Origin of the sequence: Mucilaginibacter gracilis (assembly GCF_003633615.1) — a bacterium.
In the GTDB taxonomy this organism is placed as follows: Bacteria; Bacteroidota; Bacteroidia; order Sphingobacteriales; family Sphingobacteriaceae; genus Mucilaginibacter; species Mucilaginibacter gracilis.
This window is the reverse complement of sequence record NZ_RBKU01000001.1, coordinates 5,923,404-5,941,154: the sequence shown is the minus strand read 5'-3', so window position 1 is coordinate 5,941,154 and position 17,751 is coordinate 5,923,404. Positions and strand designations below refer to the sequence as shown.

Below are 17,751 nucleotides of genomic sequence, written 5' to 3'. Positions count from 1 at the left end.
CTGGCGTTTGATTTCAATGAGCAATGGTACCCGGCCTTTGACCAGATTTAACACATCTTTTAAAAGCGGTATCCGCTCATCTGTATTTAAAAGAGGGTAATATACGAGATTTGTTTAGTCAGGGAATCAACCCTCCGTTCCACACCACACATGCGTTTTAACCCCTAACTCCGCATAATTACCCCGTCTATTTTGAAAAATATAGTGGAACAACGCTTGATTGTTCCTTTTTTTGTTTATTTTGGGCTACCTAATTAGGTTGTCTATGTCGTTACCTTCCTGGATTCAAAAATTTAAAGAGCCAAAAACAGAGATCAGGCTTATCAAGGGTACATTTTACAAGTACGCTGTTGAGTATCGTTATAATTCTGAAAAAAAGCGGACGGATAAAATAACCCTGGAACTTCTTGGTAAAATCACCGAGAAGGAGGGCTTTGTCCCGTCGGATAAAAAACTAATAAAAGATAAAGGCAACAGCCTGCCGGTAGTAGATATCAAAACATACGGATTGTATAATCTCTTTACGTCTTTGCTTGCTGAGGATCTTCCCAGTTTACTTACACTCTTCCCAGAGCCTGTTAGTCAAACATTATTGACAGTAGCAATGATGCGTTTTGCTTATCAGCACCCAATAAAGCGTATGCCGTTTCAACATGCACATGACTACTGTTCTCTGAACTGGGTCACAAAAGGTCTTGATGACAAAGCAATTACAGCTGCATTGAAATATGTAGGAGAAAACAGAGAACTATTGCTGGGCTGGATGAAAGGCAGATTAGGGGTAAGGGAAGCTATGCAGGATAAATTTGTAATGATTGATTCTACGCACATACCATCCCTTTCAGAACATCTTTCAGTCAACGCAATGGGTTATAATCCACAGCATAGCTATGATCCACAAATACGCCTGATGTACATTTTTTCTGCACAAATGCAACAACCGGTGTATTATAGACTTATCAATGGGAATATTACTGACGTTACATCGATGAAGATATGTGTAGACGAACTAAATATCAAAGATGTGGTTTTCATTGCCGACAAGGGATTTTACAGCAAGAAAAACGTCGCTGACCTCAAAACTGCCTCCATTCATTTCATTATCCCACTATACAGAAATAATAATCTCATAGATTATGAACCGCTACAGCAAGCCAATTTTAAAAAAGGTATAAAGAATTATTTCACCTATCAGAAGAGGGTGGTCTGGTATTATGAATATGAAAAAGAAGGACTGATGCTAACTACTTACCTTGACGAGCGCCTTAGAGTAGAAGAAGAAGCTGATTTCCTTACCCGTACTCAAACACATCCTGATAAGTATAAAGAAGTTGATTTCTTTGAACGGGTTGACCGTTTTGGAACACTTACACTCACGAATCACCTGCCTGAAGCGGTGTCCGCACAAATGTTATATGAAACCTACAAACAGCGCAATGAAATAGAAGTCATGTTTGACGCCTACAAGCACTTCCTGCTTGCAGACAAAACCTACATGCAGAACCGATATGTGCTGGAAGGATGGTTAATGGCAAATTTTATAGCCATGATCGCATACTACAGGTTGTATACACGACTAAAAACAGCAAACAAACTTTCAAAATATGCACCAAAGGACATAGTAGAAATATCAAAAAGCATCTACCAAACTAAAATCCGAAACACCTGGGTAAGATCCGAAATAACAAAAAAGACAAAAGACCTCTTTAAATCTATTGACATAGACTACCTAAATTAGCGGAGTTAGGGTTTAAACTGTCGTCATGAAACACAACTACCTCGTGGCTTAGCGTAACATGCACGTCAAGTTCGATAGCATAGTTGTGCGCAATTGCGTTTTCAAATGCGCTCATAGAGTTTTCCGGCACCGAATTTTCGCGATCATGCAAGCCACGATGGGCGATCGGCCGGCTCGTTAACCAGTCAAGTTGTTCTGTCATTTTCACTATTTACAGGTATCACAAACAGTCATACTGAGCTGGTAATGCCCGGAATTATTTTGCCATTCTTTATCATTGACCAGCAATTGCAACTCGTCATTTTTAGCGACTTTGAGCAAACGGAGATCAGCAGCGTAACGATATTTCGACCAGGCCGCGCCTTGCCGTTTGATCCGGTAAAGTAACGCCGCATGGCGGTAAGCACCGAATCCTTCAACGTTATAGGCGCTGTCGATGGGCATGCCCATAAAACCGCATGTTGTTCCGGCAGGCGAGGTATAACCAACGAAGGTTCCAACGACAACATGCCCGCCGGTGGAAACCGTAAGTTTCTGGTCTGCCAGAAAACGGTAGGTACTATCTGTTTCCTGTTTTACTTGGGGTATAACCGTATGGACTTCGTATTTACTTTTCCAATAAGTGTCCTTGCCATAGCGCATATAAAATGGAAGGCCGAAAAAGCCAAGACATATGGATAGCAAAAGGCAGTATAAAAAAACATCCTTCACATTTTTCTTTTTCAATCTGATCCGAGGGTTATCAGCCAGTTTGTAGCGCATATAATAGCCCGCCAGGGTGGTGTGATAAAATTTCATTTGAAAGCCGGTCGGTATAATTAAACCCATATCTTGTTGTGATTGCACCCAGGGACTATAGTCTAACGGCGCAATCCCACGGAAATAAAGATTGATGCGAAGTATGCGGTGATTGATCACCTCCATTCCGCCAAACCACAAAAAAGCTAATACAGCGATCCCGAACGATATTTTGAAAGAAAAAAACCAATTCCCCATGCCCATTCGGATCATCACAAAATAGTAAAGTACACAAACCAACACGCCAACCTTGACAGCATGGATGACGGCGTGACGACGGGATTCTTTAATCCCGTAATTCAGTTTCTGTTTCTTTCCCGTGTCTTCTTCGATCTTATCGTTATAACGACCAGCCAATAGAACAATGATGATCGATGCCACAAAAAAAGTAACGAGGAAAGCATAAATGAAAATCGCAATATCAATGTTCCGGTCGGAGATTTTCACGCCGCCGAATTTTATAACGATCTTTTGGAGATAAGGAACGAGCCATTTCCTGATAAAGACCGTTTTCGCGTAATGGTGCCTGACATAGATGGCAATGCTACCGGTAATAACCCCACTTGTAAAACCCCATGACAATCCATATTTGAAAGCATGAGGCCAGTCGAAGTGGAACAATTCCACCGGCAGGATATATTGTTTCTTGATCTTTTCCATAATCACCCGATAGCTGAAGATCGTACTCAAAGTAATGCCCAGGAGAACGCCCGGCCAGCATTCCGTTGCCGAGAAATAAGGTGTCGCCATTTCCTCCGGCGCGCGTGGCAAGGTCAACCCTTGGTATGCACCGCAGACTAAGATGAGCGTTAAGATCATACCCAGTGAAAAAAGCAAACTGGAAAGCCAGGGGGGCATGCGCGTTGGCGTGGGCCGGCCATTATAAAGTCCGGCAAAAATGGCAATAGTGATCCCGCCTACAATACTGCCTGATAACAATGCAAATGGGGTCGAAATGATACAAGAAAGCGCAACACCGATGATCACCGAGGCTATAATTCGAGTCGCCAAAAAATAAAGTCGTTGAACCGCTTTATATTCAACGACTTCTCCTCCCTCGATTCTTGAAAGCCAAAACGGCTGGATGGATTCGATAAAGAAAGACCGGTAGCCCATGATCTTCGCCAACCATACCGTTATAGTCCTGATTGCCAAAACATCACTATCACGGGGCAGTTTCTTTTTAACGATAAAATCTTCATAATTCGTCCAAAGCACATCCATAGTCGCATCCTCATCCGCGGACTCTAACATTCTCTTTTCTTCCGTGCTTAAGTTATGATAAACGCCAATAAACAAATTCAGGAAGATCGGGCGCGACATATGCTGCTGTAAGTTCGGTTTATTAGTAATAAACGCGATCATCTCGGCCTTTTCTTCGTTGGGTCGATCAGTCAGGGCGAGGATAATTTCCTTTACCCATTCGATGGATAAAGGTTTGAGGAAATATTCCGCTGGAAAACATTCTCGCGACAGGATATTCATGTTTTCAAGTTCCTTAAATACTTTCTTCCGGCAGGTTACGTGTACACCTGTGTCCTCCGAAAGTTTGATCATCTGCTTTACACAATCATCCCTATACTGCTGTAATACTTCGTCTACACCATCAAAGAAGTAAATCACCTCATTACTGGTTAACAAAGCCGTAATTTGCCGTTGACTTAAGCTTTTATTAGCTACAGCGGCTGATTTACTAATGTAATCAACAATCCAGTGATGATCTAATTTACGATCCAGTGATTTGAGCTCGATGTATAAGGGTATCTTTTTTTGGCGCAGTAATTCATGTTCAGTCAATCCGGGCATCAATTGTTGACAAAGAAAATGTACGCGCTTGATCAATTCGAATGTTTTCCCGCTACCTGATATACCGGTTATAAACAGAAATTGTTTATTGAGGTGTGATTTCCAGTCTTTGGTTTTATTTTCAGGTTTGGTGCCTTCTTTAAATTTTTCATCCACTCCGAAATCAAAACTGAATATTTCCGGACTATTAATGAGATCAGTACGATTAGTGATCTGTTCTAAAGTATAAGTCAAAACCCGGCTTTTGAACTTTTCAAAAGGCTCTCCGGTGGTTGAACTTTCGTCTTTTACCTCCCCGAGCAGAATATCGAAAAAAGCGTATTTACGCAGTTCGTAATTGAGTTTATGGATGAAGGGTGCTCTCGGCCATATTTTCGCTATTAAAGCATAGCTTCCAGTAATTACGGCAATGACGTTGCAGAGCTGCTTGATCAACCCGTCGCTAATAAAGGTATTTATCAGGAGTAACAAAATCGCTCCTAGGCCGACTGCTAAGCGCGAAAGGTTGGTTCTGTTATTCACAAGCCGCAATGATTTCCGTTATTTGGTATCCATAAGGCATTATAGGCTTTCCAGCCAGCCGTGTCTTTTTTCATCAAATTGTTCCAAGGCTTCACATCTTTAAAATAATGGCCGATCAGGCCAAAGTACCTGACCGTCATCAAGCCATTTTTATCTTCACCACTACAAGCGCTTTTCTTATCCAGCGTTCCTGCTGCCCGGCCGCTAACAATTAGGTCGCCCTTGCTATCATAGCAACATTGTTGGCAAGATTTACCTTCTTCAGTCTTCACGGCCGGATACGAACGAAATGAAGCGGTTGCTCCTTTATGGTATTTAGCCAGATTCCCTTTATCCTTTGCCCATCCGTCATTTAATTTCACACCATTAAAATCGGGATTTCTGCAAGGGCAGGCCGGTAGTTTCTGATACCAGCGCGTGGTATCCTTTTGCTGGGCAACTACAGTAGCATTCATCATACTCAAAAGCAGCAATACGAGGAAGATTAGTTTCATTCAGGGATAAAGTTTTAGATCACGCATTAAACTTAACATTAAAAAAATTATGTAAAAAATTAAGAGTATATTATTGTGCAATAAACTATTAGCTCGGATTTGTTCCTGAAATATTCACCCAGCCAGGTCTGTGCTTGAGCGACGAGGATGTTTGTGCTGCAGGTTAGAAGCGCAAACAATACTTTATAAAGTATTTTCATATATGTGATTAAGGTTGGTTTAAATATAATTATTATTTTAGGTATATGAAAAAATATTTACCTGTCCTTATCCTCCTTCTTCTTTTTTCAAGCCCTATACTTTTTGCGCAACCAAGGCCGGTTTTAACCATCAAAGTGGCCAATAACATTGATCCGGTTTACCGTAAAATGGTGGCCGATGCTGTTAAACTAATCAACGAGATCATTCACGACCCTGAATTTGAACGGGGGTTCGTGGGTCATCATTTTGATTGGGAGCGTTTAGGCGGAAACGTACGTAATGGTCTTACAGCTCAGGGCGCCTTCGACACGCTCTATCGCTGGACCGATACCGCCAGAATTAACCTCGTAATTAAACCCCGTGGCCTTCGTCCTGGTGTTTACTTGTCCGGTACCATGGGAAGTACTGGTCCCGGACAGAACCTGACCACCACTTACCGCAATTGGTTATTGCTTGATCCGCCGTGTTACAACTGCACCATGATCACCTATGCCAGCCACATCGCCCATGAGTTTTGCCATCAGCGTAATTTCTTTGACAAAGATGTCCGCAATCAATCCGACTTCCGGGATGTGGTACCCTATGCTGTAGGCGATCTCATGTGTGCATTTATTCAGCGTAAATACCCGGCAGACAACTGCAATTGCCAAACAAAGCCCGTACGTTGTAATTAGTTTGCGACGGAGTTATTAAAACGGAAAGATATACCTACATAACGTTAAATTTAAAATGTGACAATGAACGACGATCCTCGGAGTTGCAATAATTTGTTTGCTAACATTAAAATTTAAAAGATTGTTAGAATAACATTAGTTAGCAGGATCACGAAATCAACTCGGATATTTTCAAAAAACATTATCCCACAACGCCGATATTTATTATAAAATCGTATATTTACATATCACGAATTAGTTCTTTAAATCATATCAAAGCGTTCCAAAATGACTGGTGCCCTAAATGGTGCCCACTTTGATTAGAAAAGTTGATTTCAGCGCTAAAAAGCGCTTTTCTATAGATAAAAGTGATCCCAGCGGGATCACAAAGACCACCCAACAGGTCGAACGTTTAAAGCTAAAAGGCGCATGAAAATGCGCCTTTTCTGTTTAAAATGCATTTTAAATGCAGATTTGGGATCAAGCAGAATTCTTGTGGGTTAATAAAAAAAGTATTTGATTTGCGGATAGGAATAACGAATACGAATACCCTTGTCTACACCACACGAAACCCTTGTCCGTTTGATCTTACCTGAAGGTCTTTTGGAATATTTTGAACTTATGGATGTTCGCTCACCTGAGAGTGGGCAAATGAATATTTACCTGGAAGAAAAGAACGAGCCACCATCGGGTTATGAAAAGTCACAATTGGAATCGAAAGGTTTCTTGCCTGAAACAGCTATACAGGATTTCCCTATACGGGGTCATAAGGTAGCCCTTTGCATCAAAAGACGCAGATGGGAAGTTAAGGGATCAAGCAGAATTCTTGTGGGGGAATAAAAAAAGTATTTTTCCTGGACCTGTTTCAGCTTTTTAATTTCGACTATACCGGCAATCATTTTGCGGACAAAGATTTCTTATATGGGGGCATACTTTCACTGGCACTTTTAAGTTCGGCGTTGTTTTTTATGAAAAATGATAAACGTTGACAAAATAATATCTTTAAGGCATGAAGTGGATTACACGGGAACGACCCAAAATTGACCGCATAGCTTGCCCTTGGTTGATCAAACGGTTTATTGATGTAGAAGCGGAATTTATTTACGTGCCATTCAGCGAAGTAATTACCAAAGCTAAGGAGTTGGGGGCTATTCCTTTTGATCTGCCGGGCGTTGAATACACCCATTATGAAGACCAATGCACTTTTGATTATTTTATTAAAAAGCACCAATTAAAAGACGAGGCTCTTAACCGAATGGCGGCTATAATACGCGGCGCAGATACCGACCGCCACGATTTTGCTCCGCAATCTGCTGGTCTTGAAGCAATTTTTTCAGGGTTAGCCTACAACAGTACTGATGATATGGAATTACTGGCGTTTGGAATGCGCATATATGACGGCATGTATAGCTGGGCGCAATACCTGTATTATGAAAAGCATTCGCAGACCGGAACGGTAGAACAAATGTTACTCGAAGTCTTCACAAAATATCTGCAAGATAATAAAGGAAAAAAAGCGCCCGCCTGGGCCAAGGAACTCAAAGAAATGATCCAGGATCAGATCGATACTAACATGAGTTTGAGTTTACAACAAGTATCTAACGAGTTGGAAATCAATCCGGCTTACCTTTCACGGGAGTTTTCTAAATATTTTGATAACCTATCATTTGGGGATTATATCCGAAAATTGCGTATCGACAAAGCAATCATTTTGATTGAAACGACTGATTATAGTTTAACAGACATTGCTTACCTCACCGGGTTTTCTGATCAGAGCCATTTTAATCGCATTTTCAAAAAGCAGACAGGACAAAATCCATCTTTTTACAAAAAAAGCATACTGAAAAGTAAAAAGGATACAAGTAGTTAAATCTGTACAATTTCGTTTGCTTTTCTACCGGTAGTATTGTATCACTCATACAAACGCTACTTATGAAAACGGAAAGCAACAGAAGAACATTCTTACAAACAACTGCATTAGCCGGAACTGCATTATTATTACCCATCAATAGGCTCAATGCCCTCCCACTTCCAGCGGGAAAAACGCCACCGATCACCGCCGATGAAATTGCAGCTATTGATGCCGCATTAGGCAAAAAGGGAACTTACAAAGATTTAGAGCAAGTTTATACTACGCCGCTTCCTCGCAACGATCTCAAAATGAAGATCAAAGGGGAAGCGGTACCGATCCCGTTTGGTTTCGGTGGTTGGGTGTCATTTAAGAAAACCGCTGATGGCAAATCGGCGATGGTTATGAGTGATACCGTATTGCAGATGGAAGAAGTCAATCCTTTGATTTCGGCTGCTCATGCCAACGGATTAGAAATTGCTGCTATCCATAATCATTTTTTTTACGAAGAACCCCGCATTTTCTATATGCACATCCACGGAATGGGTACTATCGCTGACCTCGCTAAAAAGTATGCAGCAACAATACGAGATAGTAAGTTATTTCCAGCCAACCAACCAGCCCCATCGGCGCCAAATCCAGTAACAGGGAAAGAAAACTTCGACCTTCCGTCACTGGATGCTATCGTAAAATATACCGGAACAGTGAACGGCCCAACTTATAAATATACCGTTGGCCGTGCAGATCTGAGAATCACAGCAATGGGTGTAGAGATGACGACAAATATGGGGCTGAACAGTTGGGCATCATTTGCGGGTAAACAGGATGATGCGCATATCGCGGGCGATATTGCCATGCTGCAAAGCGAAGTAAATAGCGTAATTAAAACATTACGCGCGCATAACCTTGAAGTTGTTGCGGTACATAACCACATGCTGGGCGATGAGCCGCACATGATCTTTTTGCATTATTACGGCAGGGGTAATGCAACAACATTAGCACAGGGCTTCCGTGCGGCTTTGGATGTGTTGGGTAAGGCTTCTATGAGTGGTATGAAAATGTAATGAAAGAACAGGCAATAAAACCCGGTTATTCCCTATGGGATATCACCTTATACTACTTAAAACTCGGAACTTGGGGGTTTGGCGGCCCCGTGGCTTTAGTAGGCTACATGCAACGCGATCTGGTAGAAAATAAAGGCTGGCTGACTGAAGAAGAATATAAAGAGGGTTTAGCATTAGCTCAACTGGCCCCGGGGCCATTAGCAGCACAACTGGGTATCTATATTGGATACGTTCACTATGGGCTGATCGGAGCGACTTTGACTGGCTTGGCATTTGTGCTTCCATCATTTATTATGGTGGTGTTATTGGGGATGGCTTATCAGCTTTATGGCGGCTTGCCTTGGATGCAAGCAGTTTTTTATGGAGTAGGTGCGGCTGTAATAGGTATTATTGCGATGAGCGCGTATAAACTCACCATTAAGTCTATCAGCAAATTTGAACCTGCGGCTATGAAAGCTAAATGGTTATTGTGGTTTTTTTATTTGGCAGGCATCGTGGTAACCGTTGTAACTGAGCGTGAAGAAATATTACTTTTTCTTTTTTGCGGCGTAATATATATGCTGTTAAAGGCGCCACCGCAGTGGATCAAAAAACCTTCGGTATTGCCCGCAGGAATTTTAATCAGTACCGGATTTTGGAAGTATGATGGCAAAACTTTAGAGCAAATGGCGTGGTTCTTTGTAAAGGCGGGTACGTTTGTATTTGGTAGCGGATTGGCTATCGTACCGTTTTTACATGGTGGCGTGGTTAAAGAGTTCGGTTGGCTGAATGAACATCAGTTTTTAGATGCGGTCGCCGTAGCTATGATTACTCCGGGACCGGTGGTAATTACCGTTGGCTTTATAGGTTATCTGGTAGCTGGATTTCCCGGCGCATGTGTAGCTGCTTTGGCAACTTTCCTGCCTTGTTATCTATTTACAGTAGCATTAGCCCCATCATTTAAAAAGATTGCTAAGAATGCCAGTATTAAAGCCTTTGTAGAAGGTATAACCGCTTCCGTAATTGGTGCACTCGTTGGTTCGGTTATTATAATTGCCTTGCGCTCAATCATTGATATTCCAACCGCATCAATAGGCATTGCTGCGGTATTAGCGCTAATCTATATTAAAAAACTGCAAGAGCCTTACATCATCGGCCTTGCCGCTATTATTGGCATTCTCATTAAAACTCTATAAATATGTTTAAATCCTTTACTACAACCTTGTTATTATTATTGATTTTAAAACATGGCTATGCGCAACAATCCCCCAATTATCCTAAAGTAACGGGCTACTTTAGTGTACTGCAACCATTAACCACTTACACGGATGGAAACTTTGCCAGCAATTTTGGAAATGTGTATGTCATTGCATTTCCTTTTGGAGTTAATCTGATTAAAAGCGACAGTTTCGGTATTAGCTTTGAGGTAGCACCCGCGATCAGAACCGAAAAGAACATTTCTAAAGTTAATTCGGTTTTATTTCATCCCGGCGCCATGTTCCGCTTCAAACATGGGTTTACTTTTATCGGGCGAATGGCTTTTGAAACTGGTGGTCGCTTTGGGTTTACTCCTGTACTTAATCAGGTTCTTAAGAAAGGGAAGGATGCCAGCCTATTTGTTTCGGTTCCATTTCCAGTCAGGTTCGGCAATGATTTGCCGGCTTCTGTTAGCACAGGTTTACAAATAGGGGTTTCCTTTTAATAACTTATTCCCATAATTATATTCATTAGCCAAATACATAATTATACAAATTTATAATTACATAAAGCCTAACTAATTTGTTAACATGTAATTAACAGGTTTAATTTTTAAAGGTACAATTGGTATTTTGGGGGTTAAGCCCGCAAAAAAATAATTCCCCCGGCGGGTTTAATTTTGCCGCTTTTCTTATTTCAGTCGTTGGGATTTATATAAATGTCAATATATTTTGAATGCCTGTTTTTTGTAATGCGGAGATAAATAGGGCCCCTGCCACTGTTTTTGATTTTATCCATTGTTGGGAAAACTTTTACTGATGCCATATAAACTAAAATGTTAAAAAATGGCCAAGGTAACTCTAAAATGGATATAAGTAATCAGAGCCCTATAGTTGTTGAATTTAAGGGTACCGAACACAAAGGGTGCGTCCGGACTAACCGAACTCGCATTGGTTTTATATTAAACATCGCCCTGATTTCCGAATAAATTGTAATAAGCCGTGTGGAGGATCGGCACAATAACACAGTTTACATTAAATTAGTTATTACGCATTTATAAAGGCGAGTACCACGAATTCCATTGCAACTTGATGCTTCCGTTTGCTTACAGGACTCTTTTGTAACATTTTTATCATTATACAATATAAAGTCTATAGATTTGGTAGATTATAAATTAATTTATATGTTTGCTGCCAATCATGGAAACTGTCTCGCAGAACAATTACTTTTCAAACAAAGTATCACCACCAAGCCAACAAAAGTCAAATGCATGGGAAGCATTTGAACTGTGTTGTTGTTGAAATTAAAATAATCTTACTGAAAACGATGTGAAGGGTACTGCCTACAGGCACGCCCACGAAGATCAATCCCCAATCAACACATTAAGTTTTTAATTATATGATCAAGTAAAACCATAAAAAATAAAACCGGCAAGGAAGCCTTGCCGGTTGAACATGAAAAGTCAGTCTCGTAACGCCAATCACTTACTGACCTTCATTGAGTTACTTAATTGAGTTCATCAAAAACGAAACCTTGTTAAATATATATGAAAATATTTATACGCACGAAACATTTATATACAAAGTCGATTAAACTGTTTCTACTTCTATTTATCCCTCTTATCTCATTTGCCCAAACTGAAACCCCGCCTACAATTAATTCCAAGTTAACCGGTGTTGTAATAGATGCCATAACTAAGCAACCCATACCTGGGGCAGTTGTGAAAATTTTAGGAACAACGCATGCTGTAGCCACCGATAGTAGGGGCCAGTTTAACTTTATAACCGGTCAAAAATTTCCATATACGCTCGTTATTAGCTTTATAGGCTACAAAACACAAGAATTTACAGCAAATGGTAGCCCTGTAAAAATTGCTTTACAGGAAGACATAAATCAACTAAATGATGTTGTGGTAATTGGTTACGGTACCGCGCAACGTAAAAATTTGGTTAGTGCCCAAACCACCATCAAGGCCGATGAAACCAAGCAAATACCGGTTGCCAGTTTTGATGCCCAATTGCAAGGTAAAGCACCGGGCTTACAGGTTAACTCCAACACTGGTACGCCCGGCGATGGTGTATTTGTACGCGTTCGGGGTACAACTTCTATCAATGCCTCTAATGATCCTTTATATGTTGTGGATGGTGTTTTTTTAAATAATACCAGTTTACAAACGGTGAGTACAGGCGGCAGGGCCACATCACCCATTGCCGATATTAATCCTAACGATATTGAAAGCTTCGAGGTATTAAAAGATGCCAGTGCAACCGCCATTTATGGTTCGCGAGGTGCAAACGGCGTTGTAATTGTAACTACCAAACGCGGTAATTATAACGATAAACCCAAAATTAATTTTAACACTACCCAAGGTGTGGCTTACGAACCAAAAGGCGACCTGTGGAAATTAACAACAGGTCCGCAACATGCCGAAATCGTTAATGAGTTTTATAGAAACTCAAACGCGGATATCATAGCTGCGGCAGCCGCAGTAGGAAATACCAACCCTTCACAAACTTACGCATATCAACCTTTTCGTGCATTAACAGATAATCCTACAAAAAGCCCGGCACCAAGAGGATTACCTCAGGATCAACAAACATACGATCGTTTGGATGAATTGTTCCGTACCGGTTTACTCACCGACTATAATCTTTCGATCAGCGGTGGTTCAAAGGACACTAAATATTTTATTGCCGGCGGTTACTCAAGCCAGCAGGCAGATATTAAACCTATAAGCTTTAACAGAGGAGATTTCAGGGTAAACCTGGATCAAAAAGTGAATGATTTTATAACCATTGGCGTAACCAATAATATTTCGCGCTCTTATCGCAACCAGGCCCGCGCAGGCGACGGCCCGGCAGGCGGCCTATTACAATCAGCACTTCATACCCCAACATATCTGCCCGAAAACAATGCCGATGGTACACCTGCCAAATGGGCTGGTTTTGATAACCTGCAGGTGTTGTTAAATAACTATAACGTTAATACCATTAGCTTACGATATGTGGGTAATTTTTATGCCGATATTCAACTGGCTAAAGGGTTGAAATTTAAAACAAGCTGGAGCCTTGATTATAATAATTATAACGAGTCTGAGTACTGGAACGACCAAACGCAGTTAGGCACATCTTCTGGTGCGTCTCCTGTAAATGGTTTGGCAACCTCATCAATTACCGACAATAGCGCCTGGATAAATGAACAAACACTTAACTACCATACCATTTTCGCTAACAGGCACACCTTTGACGTGATAGTTGGTAACACCTTACAAAGTAATCTAACCAAAAATACTTTCGCACAGGGTTCTAACTTTCCCAATAATGCTTATACCGATATTGTATCAGCGGCTACACGTACCGCGTCTCAAACACAATCAAAGTATGATCTTGCTTCATTCTTCGCAAGGATAGCTTACAATTACGATAGCAAATATTACATTGAAGCCAGCGCCCGTGCTGATGGATCGTCAAAATTTGGCCCGAATAATAAGTGGGGTTACTTTCCTTCAATTGGTGCAGCATGGCGTGTGAAAGAAGAGAATTTCCTACGCAATGTTAACACCATTAGTGATTTAAAGCTACGAGCCAGTTACGGTGTTGTAGGTAATTCAAACGGTATTCCGGCCTATGCCGCTCAGGGATTATGGAACGGTGGCGCAGGTTATCCGGACAGCCCAACGAGCGGCGATAAAGCGGGTACAGCACCACAGCAATTACCAAACCCTAACCTAAAATGGGAAAGCACCACCCAGGTAGATGGTGGTTTGGATCTGGGCTTATTTAAAAATCGTCTGAATCTAACGTTCGATCTTTACTCAAAAATAACCGACCACGTATTATTGCAGGTTCCTGTTCCGCAGATCACAGGTTTTAGTACGGTTTGGAGCAATGCCGGTAAAGTGAGCAACAAAGGTTATGAGTTAGGCATTAATTCCCGCAATTTTAAAACTACAAACTTCAGTTGGGAAACAAGCTTCAATATCTCTGGAAACGTAAACAAAGTAGAAACCCTGCCGGCACCAATTTCGGAATATAGCCGCGACTGGATCCGCCTGCAACAAGGATATTCCATGTATTCATTTTGGTTGTATAAACAATTGTATGTTGACCCTCAAACAGGTAACTCGGTATTTCAGCATGCCGACGGTACAACAGGAACTAGTGTAACTGTTGCCGACAGACAGGTAGTAGGCAATGCATTGCCTAAGTTCTTTGGCGGTTTAACCAATAATTTCACTTACAAGTCTTTTGACGCAGATATCCTGTTTTCGTACCAGTATGGAAATAAGATCATGAACCTTAACCGCTTCTTTGGCGAAGGTGGTGGTACCCGCGACGCTGCTCGCGTTATATTTGCCAGCCAGTTAAACAGGTGGACAACACCGGGCCAGGTTACTGATGTGCCTCGTGTTACGGCTATCGGTAACAACTACACCGTTGATCAAAATAGCCGCTTTATGGAAGACGGATCATTTATCAGGCTAAAATCATTAACGTTGGGTTATACTGTTCCAAAAAGCATAAGCCAAAAGATAGATATCCAATCGCTACGGATCTACTTTGTAGGCACAAACCTGTTATTGTTCACCAAATATACCGGCCCCGATCCTGAAGCTAACGTAAGCGCCGTTTCACAAACTCAGGGCTTAGATTTGGGTACGCCGCCTCAGCCGCATACATTACAGCTTGGCATAAACATCACTTTATAATAACCGACATGAAAAACTTAAATCAATTAAAATATATAATACCGGTAGTTATTTCTTTGGCTGTGTTACCATCCTGCTCAAAATTCCTGGAGGTTAAACCAAAAGATGCCGTAGCCGATGATCTCACCATTTTTGATAAATCATCGTCAGAAACTGCAGTACGAGGCATTTATCGCGGCTTATCTGCGGATAATTATTATGGCGTGAATTTTACATCTATAGGTTACTTATCAGGTGATAATGTAAAATGGACAGGTTCGCAATCTATTGTCCAGGATTTTATTAACCACAATGTTAAGGCCGATAATGCAACCGTTTCCGGCGTATGGGCAGCTATTTATAGTACAATTAACCGTGCCAATAATGCCATAGCTAAAATACCCGGGGTTAACGACGTGAACTTGCTGCAAAGCGAAAAAAATCAATTGGTTGGCGAAGCTTATTTTATAAGGGCATTGGCCTATTTTGATTTGGCACGTACCTGGGGTGGTGTTCAGGTTGTTACTACGCCAACCACAAGCGCTACCGATAAAAATGGCACCCCGCGTAGTAGCCTGGCGCAAACCTATGCACAGGTATTAAGCGATTTAAACACAGCCGAAGGTTTATTGATAGCACCCACAGCTCAAAACCCTATACGCGCCAACAAAGAAACCGTATGGGCATTAAAAGCACGTTACTACTTATACCAAAATGATTGGGCAAATGCCGAGCTTTATGCTTCCAAGGTTTTAGGCGATGTTACATACTATAGCCTGTTAAAGCCTTACAGTGCCTGGTTTGCCAACAATGTAGTAGCCACCAAAGAGTCGGTATTTGAGCTGGCTTATAGCGCAACTTATACCAACGGAGAGCGGGGGCAATGGCAACCACCTGTTAACGGCGGTACCAGGCAATGGGCGCCTAACGACGCTTTTGTTGCATTGGTTAATAACCCGCTTATTGGCGGCACCCGTAGTTCGTTAGTAGCATCGGCAACAATTGGCTGGTACGGTAATTTGTACTATCGCAGCCCGGCTACCGACCCGGCATATATTATCCGTATTGCCGAGTTGTATCTTATTCGTGCCGAAGCGCGCGCGCAACAAAATAATTTACTGGGTGCCAATAGCGCATCATCAGATTTGAATTTGATACGCGATAGGGCTGGCTTAACTGCAACCACCGCTTCAACGCAGGCAGATATTTTATTAGCGATTGAAAACGAGAACCGTGTTGAGTTTGGTTTAGAGGGCCATCGCTGGTTTGATCTGGTTCGCACAGGTAGGGCGGCAACTGTATTGGGCATCACCGATACACGTAAATATCTTTTACCTATCCCGGTTGATCAGGTATCTGCCGATTTGCCGCAAAACCCAGGATATAATTAATTATAAAAATATAACCTATCAAACACGATGAGTAAAACAGAAAACAAGCCGGCCAATTCACATTGGTCGGCCATCCAAAAGGGAATATTTCGTTTCCTTTTCATTTACTTTCTATTGCAGGCCATCCCGCTCGACTGGAAGTATTATGCAAAAATTAATTGGCTCAGCTTGGGCTATGGTGATATTTTTAACATTACGAGGTACATTCCGCGTTTTTTATCAGCTGGTTTGGGCTCGTATGCCGACTGGATTTTAATTGCCGTAATAGCCTTAGCAGGCTCATTAGTTTGGGCATCGCGAGATAAGAAAAGCGAGCACTACGATGTGCTTTATTACTGGTTAAGAGTTATTGTACGTTACAGGTTAGCTATTGGTATTATTGGTTACGGTTTCCTCAAGTTCTTCCCTTTGCAGGCCCCTTTTCCATCTATCAGTAATTTGAATACCGCTTATGGTGATTTCACCGATTGGAAAATATTTTCGATGAGTTTGGGTATCGTACCTAATTACGAATCTTTTTTAGGTGCTGTGGAGATATTGGCAGGTTTGCTGCTATTCTGGCGCCGAACGGCTACAGTAGGCGCGTTGATCATTTTGGTATTTACAGGTAACGTATTTATCTCGAATTTAGCTTACGAAGGTGGCGAACAGGTTTACAGTTTTTACCTCATCAGCTTTGCGCTGTTTGTGTTATCGTTTGATGCTATCCGTATCTATAATTTAATATCGCTTGAAAAGCCTACCGAGCCCAACCGTTTCAAGCCTTTGCTAACCGGTAGCCAGCCTATCGTCCGTATCGCTTTAAAAAGCCTGGTGGTTTTCTTTTTCGTTTTCCTTTATGGATTTAAAACTTATTCGGGTTTTCATCATAATCCATACCAGTTCCCAACAACACCTGGTTTAGCCAAAGCGAGCGGCATTTATAACGTAAGTGAATTTCGTGTAAATGGTAAGGTATTGCCTTATTCGGCTACCGATTCAGTAAGATGGAAGGATGTAGTATTTGAAAAATGGGCTACAATTAGCGTCCGCTCAAACCGCCCGGTGTTAATTGACTCAGCGAATTATGAGCAGGTTTTTGAAAAGGACCAAGACCGTGATTACGAATTAACCGGCACCACAGGCAGGCATTATTACAGTTACACGCAAGACACGGTTAACCATACACTATTGCTTGAGAACAAGAACAGCCATTACAAAGGAGAAAAACTGAGCTTGAAATACACCCGCCCGGATACGGCAACGATCATCTTATCGGGTATTGATCGCAACAAGGATTCAATTTATGTGGTGCTGAATAAGATCAATAAAAAGTATCCGCTACTGCTTGGTCGCCGTAAGGTATTGAAGCTCTAATTTATTCATTGGTTTA

At 41.6% G+C, this 17,751-nt stretch carries 14 protein-coding genes; 10 read left to right on the top strand and 4 right to left on the bottom strand.

What is annotated here, in order from left to right; translation table 11 throughout:
• Positions 1-265: 265 nt before the first annotated feature.
• Positions 266-1,738, top strand: coding sequence for a transposase (locus tag BDD43_RS26385; RefSeq protein WP_121195838.1), 1,473 nt, complete (start codon positions 266-268; stop codon positions 1,736-1,738).
• Here BDD43_RS26385 and BDD43_RS31155 read toward each other — a convergent pair.
• The 3 genes from BDD43_RS31155 to BDD43_RS26370 are packed head-to-tail and all read right to left on the bottom strand — an operon-like array spanning position 1,713 to position 5,358.
• Positions 1,713-1,940 (bottom strand): glycerophosphodiester phosphodiesterase family protein, encoded by a 228-nt coding sequence (locus BDD43_RS31155; RefSeq protein ID WP_121201224.1) that lies wholly within the window; start codon positions 1,938-1,940, stop codon positions 1,713-1,715. The genes BDD43_RS26385 and BDD43_RS31155 overlap by 26 nt on opposite strands.
• A 5-nt stretch (positions 1,941-1,945) precedes the next feature.
• The gene (locus BDD43_RS26375) at positions 1,946-4,864 is read right to left on the bottom strand and encodes an NACHT domain-containing protein (protein ID WP_121201223.1); all 2,919 of its coding nucleotides are present in this window, start codon (positions 4,862-4,864) and stop codon (positions 1,946-1,948) included.
• Positions 4,861-5,358, bottom strand: coding sequence for a hypothetical protein (locus BDD43_RS26370; protein ID WP_121201222.1), 498 nt, complete (start codon positions 5,356-5,358; stop codon positions 4,861-4,863). The genes BDD43_RS26375 and BDD43_RS26370 overlap by 4 nt, the downstream gene beginning before the upstream one ends.
• A 245-nt stretch (positions 5,359-5,603) precedes the next feature.
• On the opposite strand from BDD43_RS26370, the gene BDD43_RS26365 reads away from it, so the two are divergent.
• The 6 genes from BDD43_RS26365 (at position 5,604) to BDD43_RS26340 (ending at position 10,806) form a co-directional block, all read left to right on the top strand.
• Positions 5,604-6,233, top strand: a complete 630-nt coding sequence (locus BDD43_RS26365) for a hypothetical protein (RefSeq protein ID WP_121201221.1) — start codon at positions 5,604-5,606, stop codon at positions 6,231-6,233.
• 531 nt (positions 6,234-6,764) lie between these two features.
• Complete coding sequence (locus tag BDD43_RS26360) at positions 6,765-7,052, top strand: ISAon1 family transposase N-terminal region protein (protein WP_147425748.1); 288 nt, start codon at positions 6,765-6,767, stop codon at positions 7,050-7,052.
• A gap of 169 nt (positions 7,053-7,221) precedes the next feature.
• Complete coding sequence (locus BDD43_RS26355; RefSeq protein WP_121201219.1) at positions 7,222-8,082, top strand: chromate resistance protein ChrB domain-containing protein; 861 nt, start codon at positions 7,222-7,224, stop codon at positions 8,080-8,082.
• Between the two features lie 62 nt (positions 8,083-8,144).
• On the top strand, positions 8,145-9,125 hold the full coding sequence (locus tag BDD43_RS26350; protein WP_121201218.1) for a DUF1259 domain-containing protein: 981 nt from the start codon (positions 8,145-8,147) through the stop codon (positions 9,123-9,125).
• Positions 9,125-10,300 carry a chromate transporter gene (locus BDD43_RS26345; RefSeq protein ID WP_121201217.1) on the top strand — a complete coding sequence of 392 codons (1,176 nt, stop codon included), beginning with the start codon at positions 9,125-9,127 and terminating at the stop codon, positions 10,298-10,300. Before BDD43_RS26350 ends, BDD43_RS26345 begins: the two co-directional genes overlap by 1 nt.
• Before the next feature lie 2 nt (positions 10,301-10,302).
• Positions 10,303-10,806 carry a hypothetical protein gene (locus BDD43_RS26340; RefSeq protein ID WP_121201216.1) on the top strand — a complete coding sequence of 168 codons (504 nt, stop codon included), beginning with the start codon at positions 10,303-10,305 and terminating at the stop codon, positions 10,804-10,806.
• A gap of 191 nt (positions 10,807-10,997) precedes the next feature.
• On the opposite strand, the gene BDD43_RS31150 is transcribed toward BDD43_RS26340, so the two are convergent.
• Entirely contained in the window at positions 10,998-11,099 is a 102-nt protein-coding gene (locus BDD43_RS31150; RefSeq protein WP_394339642.1) for a hypothetical protein, read from the bottom strand.
• A gap of 748 nt (positions 11,100-11,847) precedes the next feature.
• Here BDD43_RS31150 and BDD43_RS26335 point away from each other — a divergent pair.
• Genes BDD43_RS26335 through BDD43_RS26325 form a run of 3 tightly spaced genes read left to right on the top strand, consistent with a single transcriptional unit; the run spans position 11,848 to position 17,735 of the window.
• On the top strand, positions 11,848-15,009 hold the full coding sequence (locus BDD43_RS26335; RefSeq protein ID WP_121201215.1) for a SusC/RagA family TonB-linked outer membrane protein: 3,162 nt from the start codon (positions 11,848-11,850) through the stop codon (positions 15,007-15,009).
• 8 nt (positions 15,010-15,017) lie between these two features.
• Positions 15,018-16,379, top strand: a complete 1,362-nt coding sequence (locus tag BDD43_RS26330; protein WP_121201214.1) for a RagB/SusD family nutrient uptake outer membrane protein — start codon at positions 15,018-15,020, stop codon at positions 16,377-16,379.
• A 27-nt stretch (positions 16,380-16,406) separates the two neighbouring features.
• Positions 16,407-17,735 carry a DoxX family protein gene (locus tag BDD43_RS26325; protein ID WP_121201213.1) on the top strand — a complete coding sequence of 443 codons (1,329 nt, stop codon included), beginning with the start codon at positions 16,407-16,409 and terminating at the stop codon, positions 17,733-17,735.
• The last annotated feature ends 16 nt before the right edge of the window (positions 17,736-17,751 follow it).

Coding starts and splice junctions, on each gene's coding strand:
- BDD43_RS26335 (WP_121201215.1), top strand. CDS start 11,848: ATGAAAATATTTATACGCACGAAACATTTATATACAAAGTCGATTAAA.
- BDD43_RS31150 (WP_394339642.1), bottom strand. CDS start 11,099: ATGGATAAAATCAAAAACAGTGGCAGGGGCCCTATTTATCTCCGCATT.
- BDD43_RS26350 (WP_121201218.1), top strand. CDS start 8,145: ATGAAAACGGAAAGCAACAGAAGAACATTCTTACAAACAACTGCATTA.
- BDD43_RS26355 (WP_121201219.1), top strand. CDS start 7,222: ATGAAGTGGATTACACGGGAACGACCCAAAATTGACCGCATAGCTTGC.
- BDD43_RS26340 (WP_121201216.1), top strand. CDS start 10,303: ATGTTTAAATCCTTTACTACAACCTTGTTATTATTATTGATTTTAAAA.
- BDD43_RS26365 (WP_121201221.1), top strand. CDS start 5,604: ATGAAAAAATATTTACCTGTCCTTATCCTCCTTCTTCTTTTTTCAAGC.
- BDD43_RS26345 (WP_121201217.1), top strand. CDS start 9,125: ATGAAAGAACAGGCAATAAAACCCGGTTATTCCCTATGGGATATCACC.
- BDD43_RS26325 (WP_121201213.1), top strand. CDS start 16,407: ATGAGTAAAACAGAAAACAAGCCGGCCAATTCACATTGGTCGGCCATC.
- BDD43_RS26330 (WP_121201214.1), top strand. CDS start 15,018: ATGAAAAACTTAAATCAATTAAAATATATAATACCGGTAGTTATTTCT.
- BDD43_RS26370 (WP_121201222.1), bottom strand. CDS start 5,358: ATGAAACTAATCTTCCTCGTATTGCTGCTTTTGAGTATGATGAATGCT.
- BDD43_RS26385 (WP_121195838.1), top strand. CDS start 266: ATGTCGTTACCTTCCTGGATTCAAAAATTTAAAGAGCCAAAAACAGAG.
- BDD43_RS31155 (WP_121201224.1), bottom strand. CDS start 1,940: ATGACAGAACAACTTGACTGGTTAACGAGCCGGCCGATCGCCCATCGT.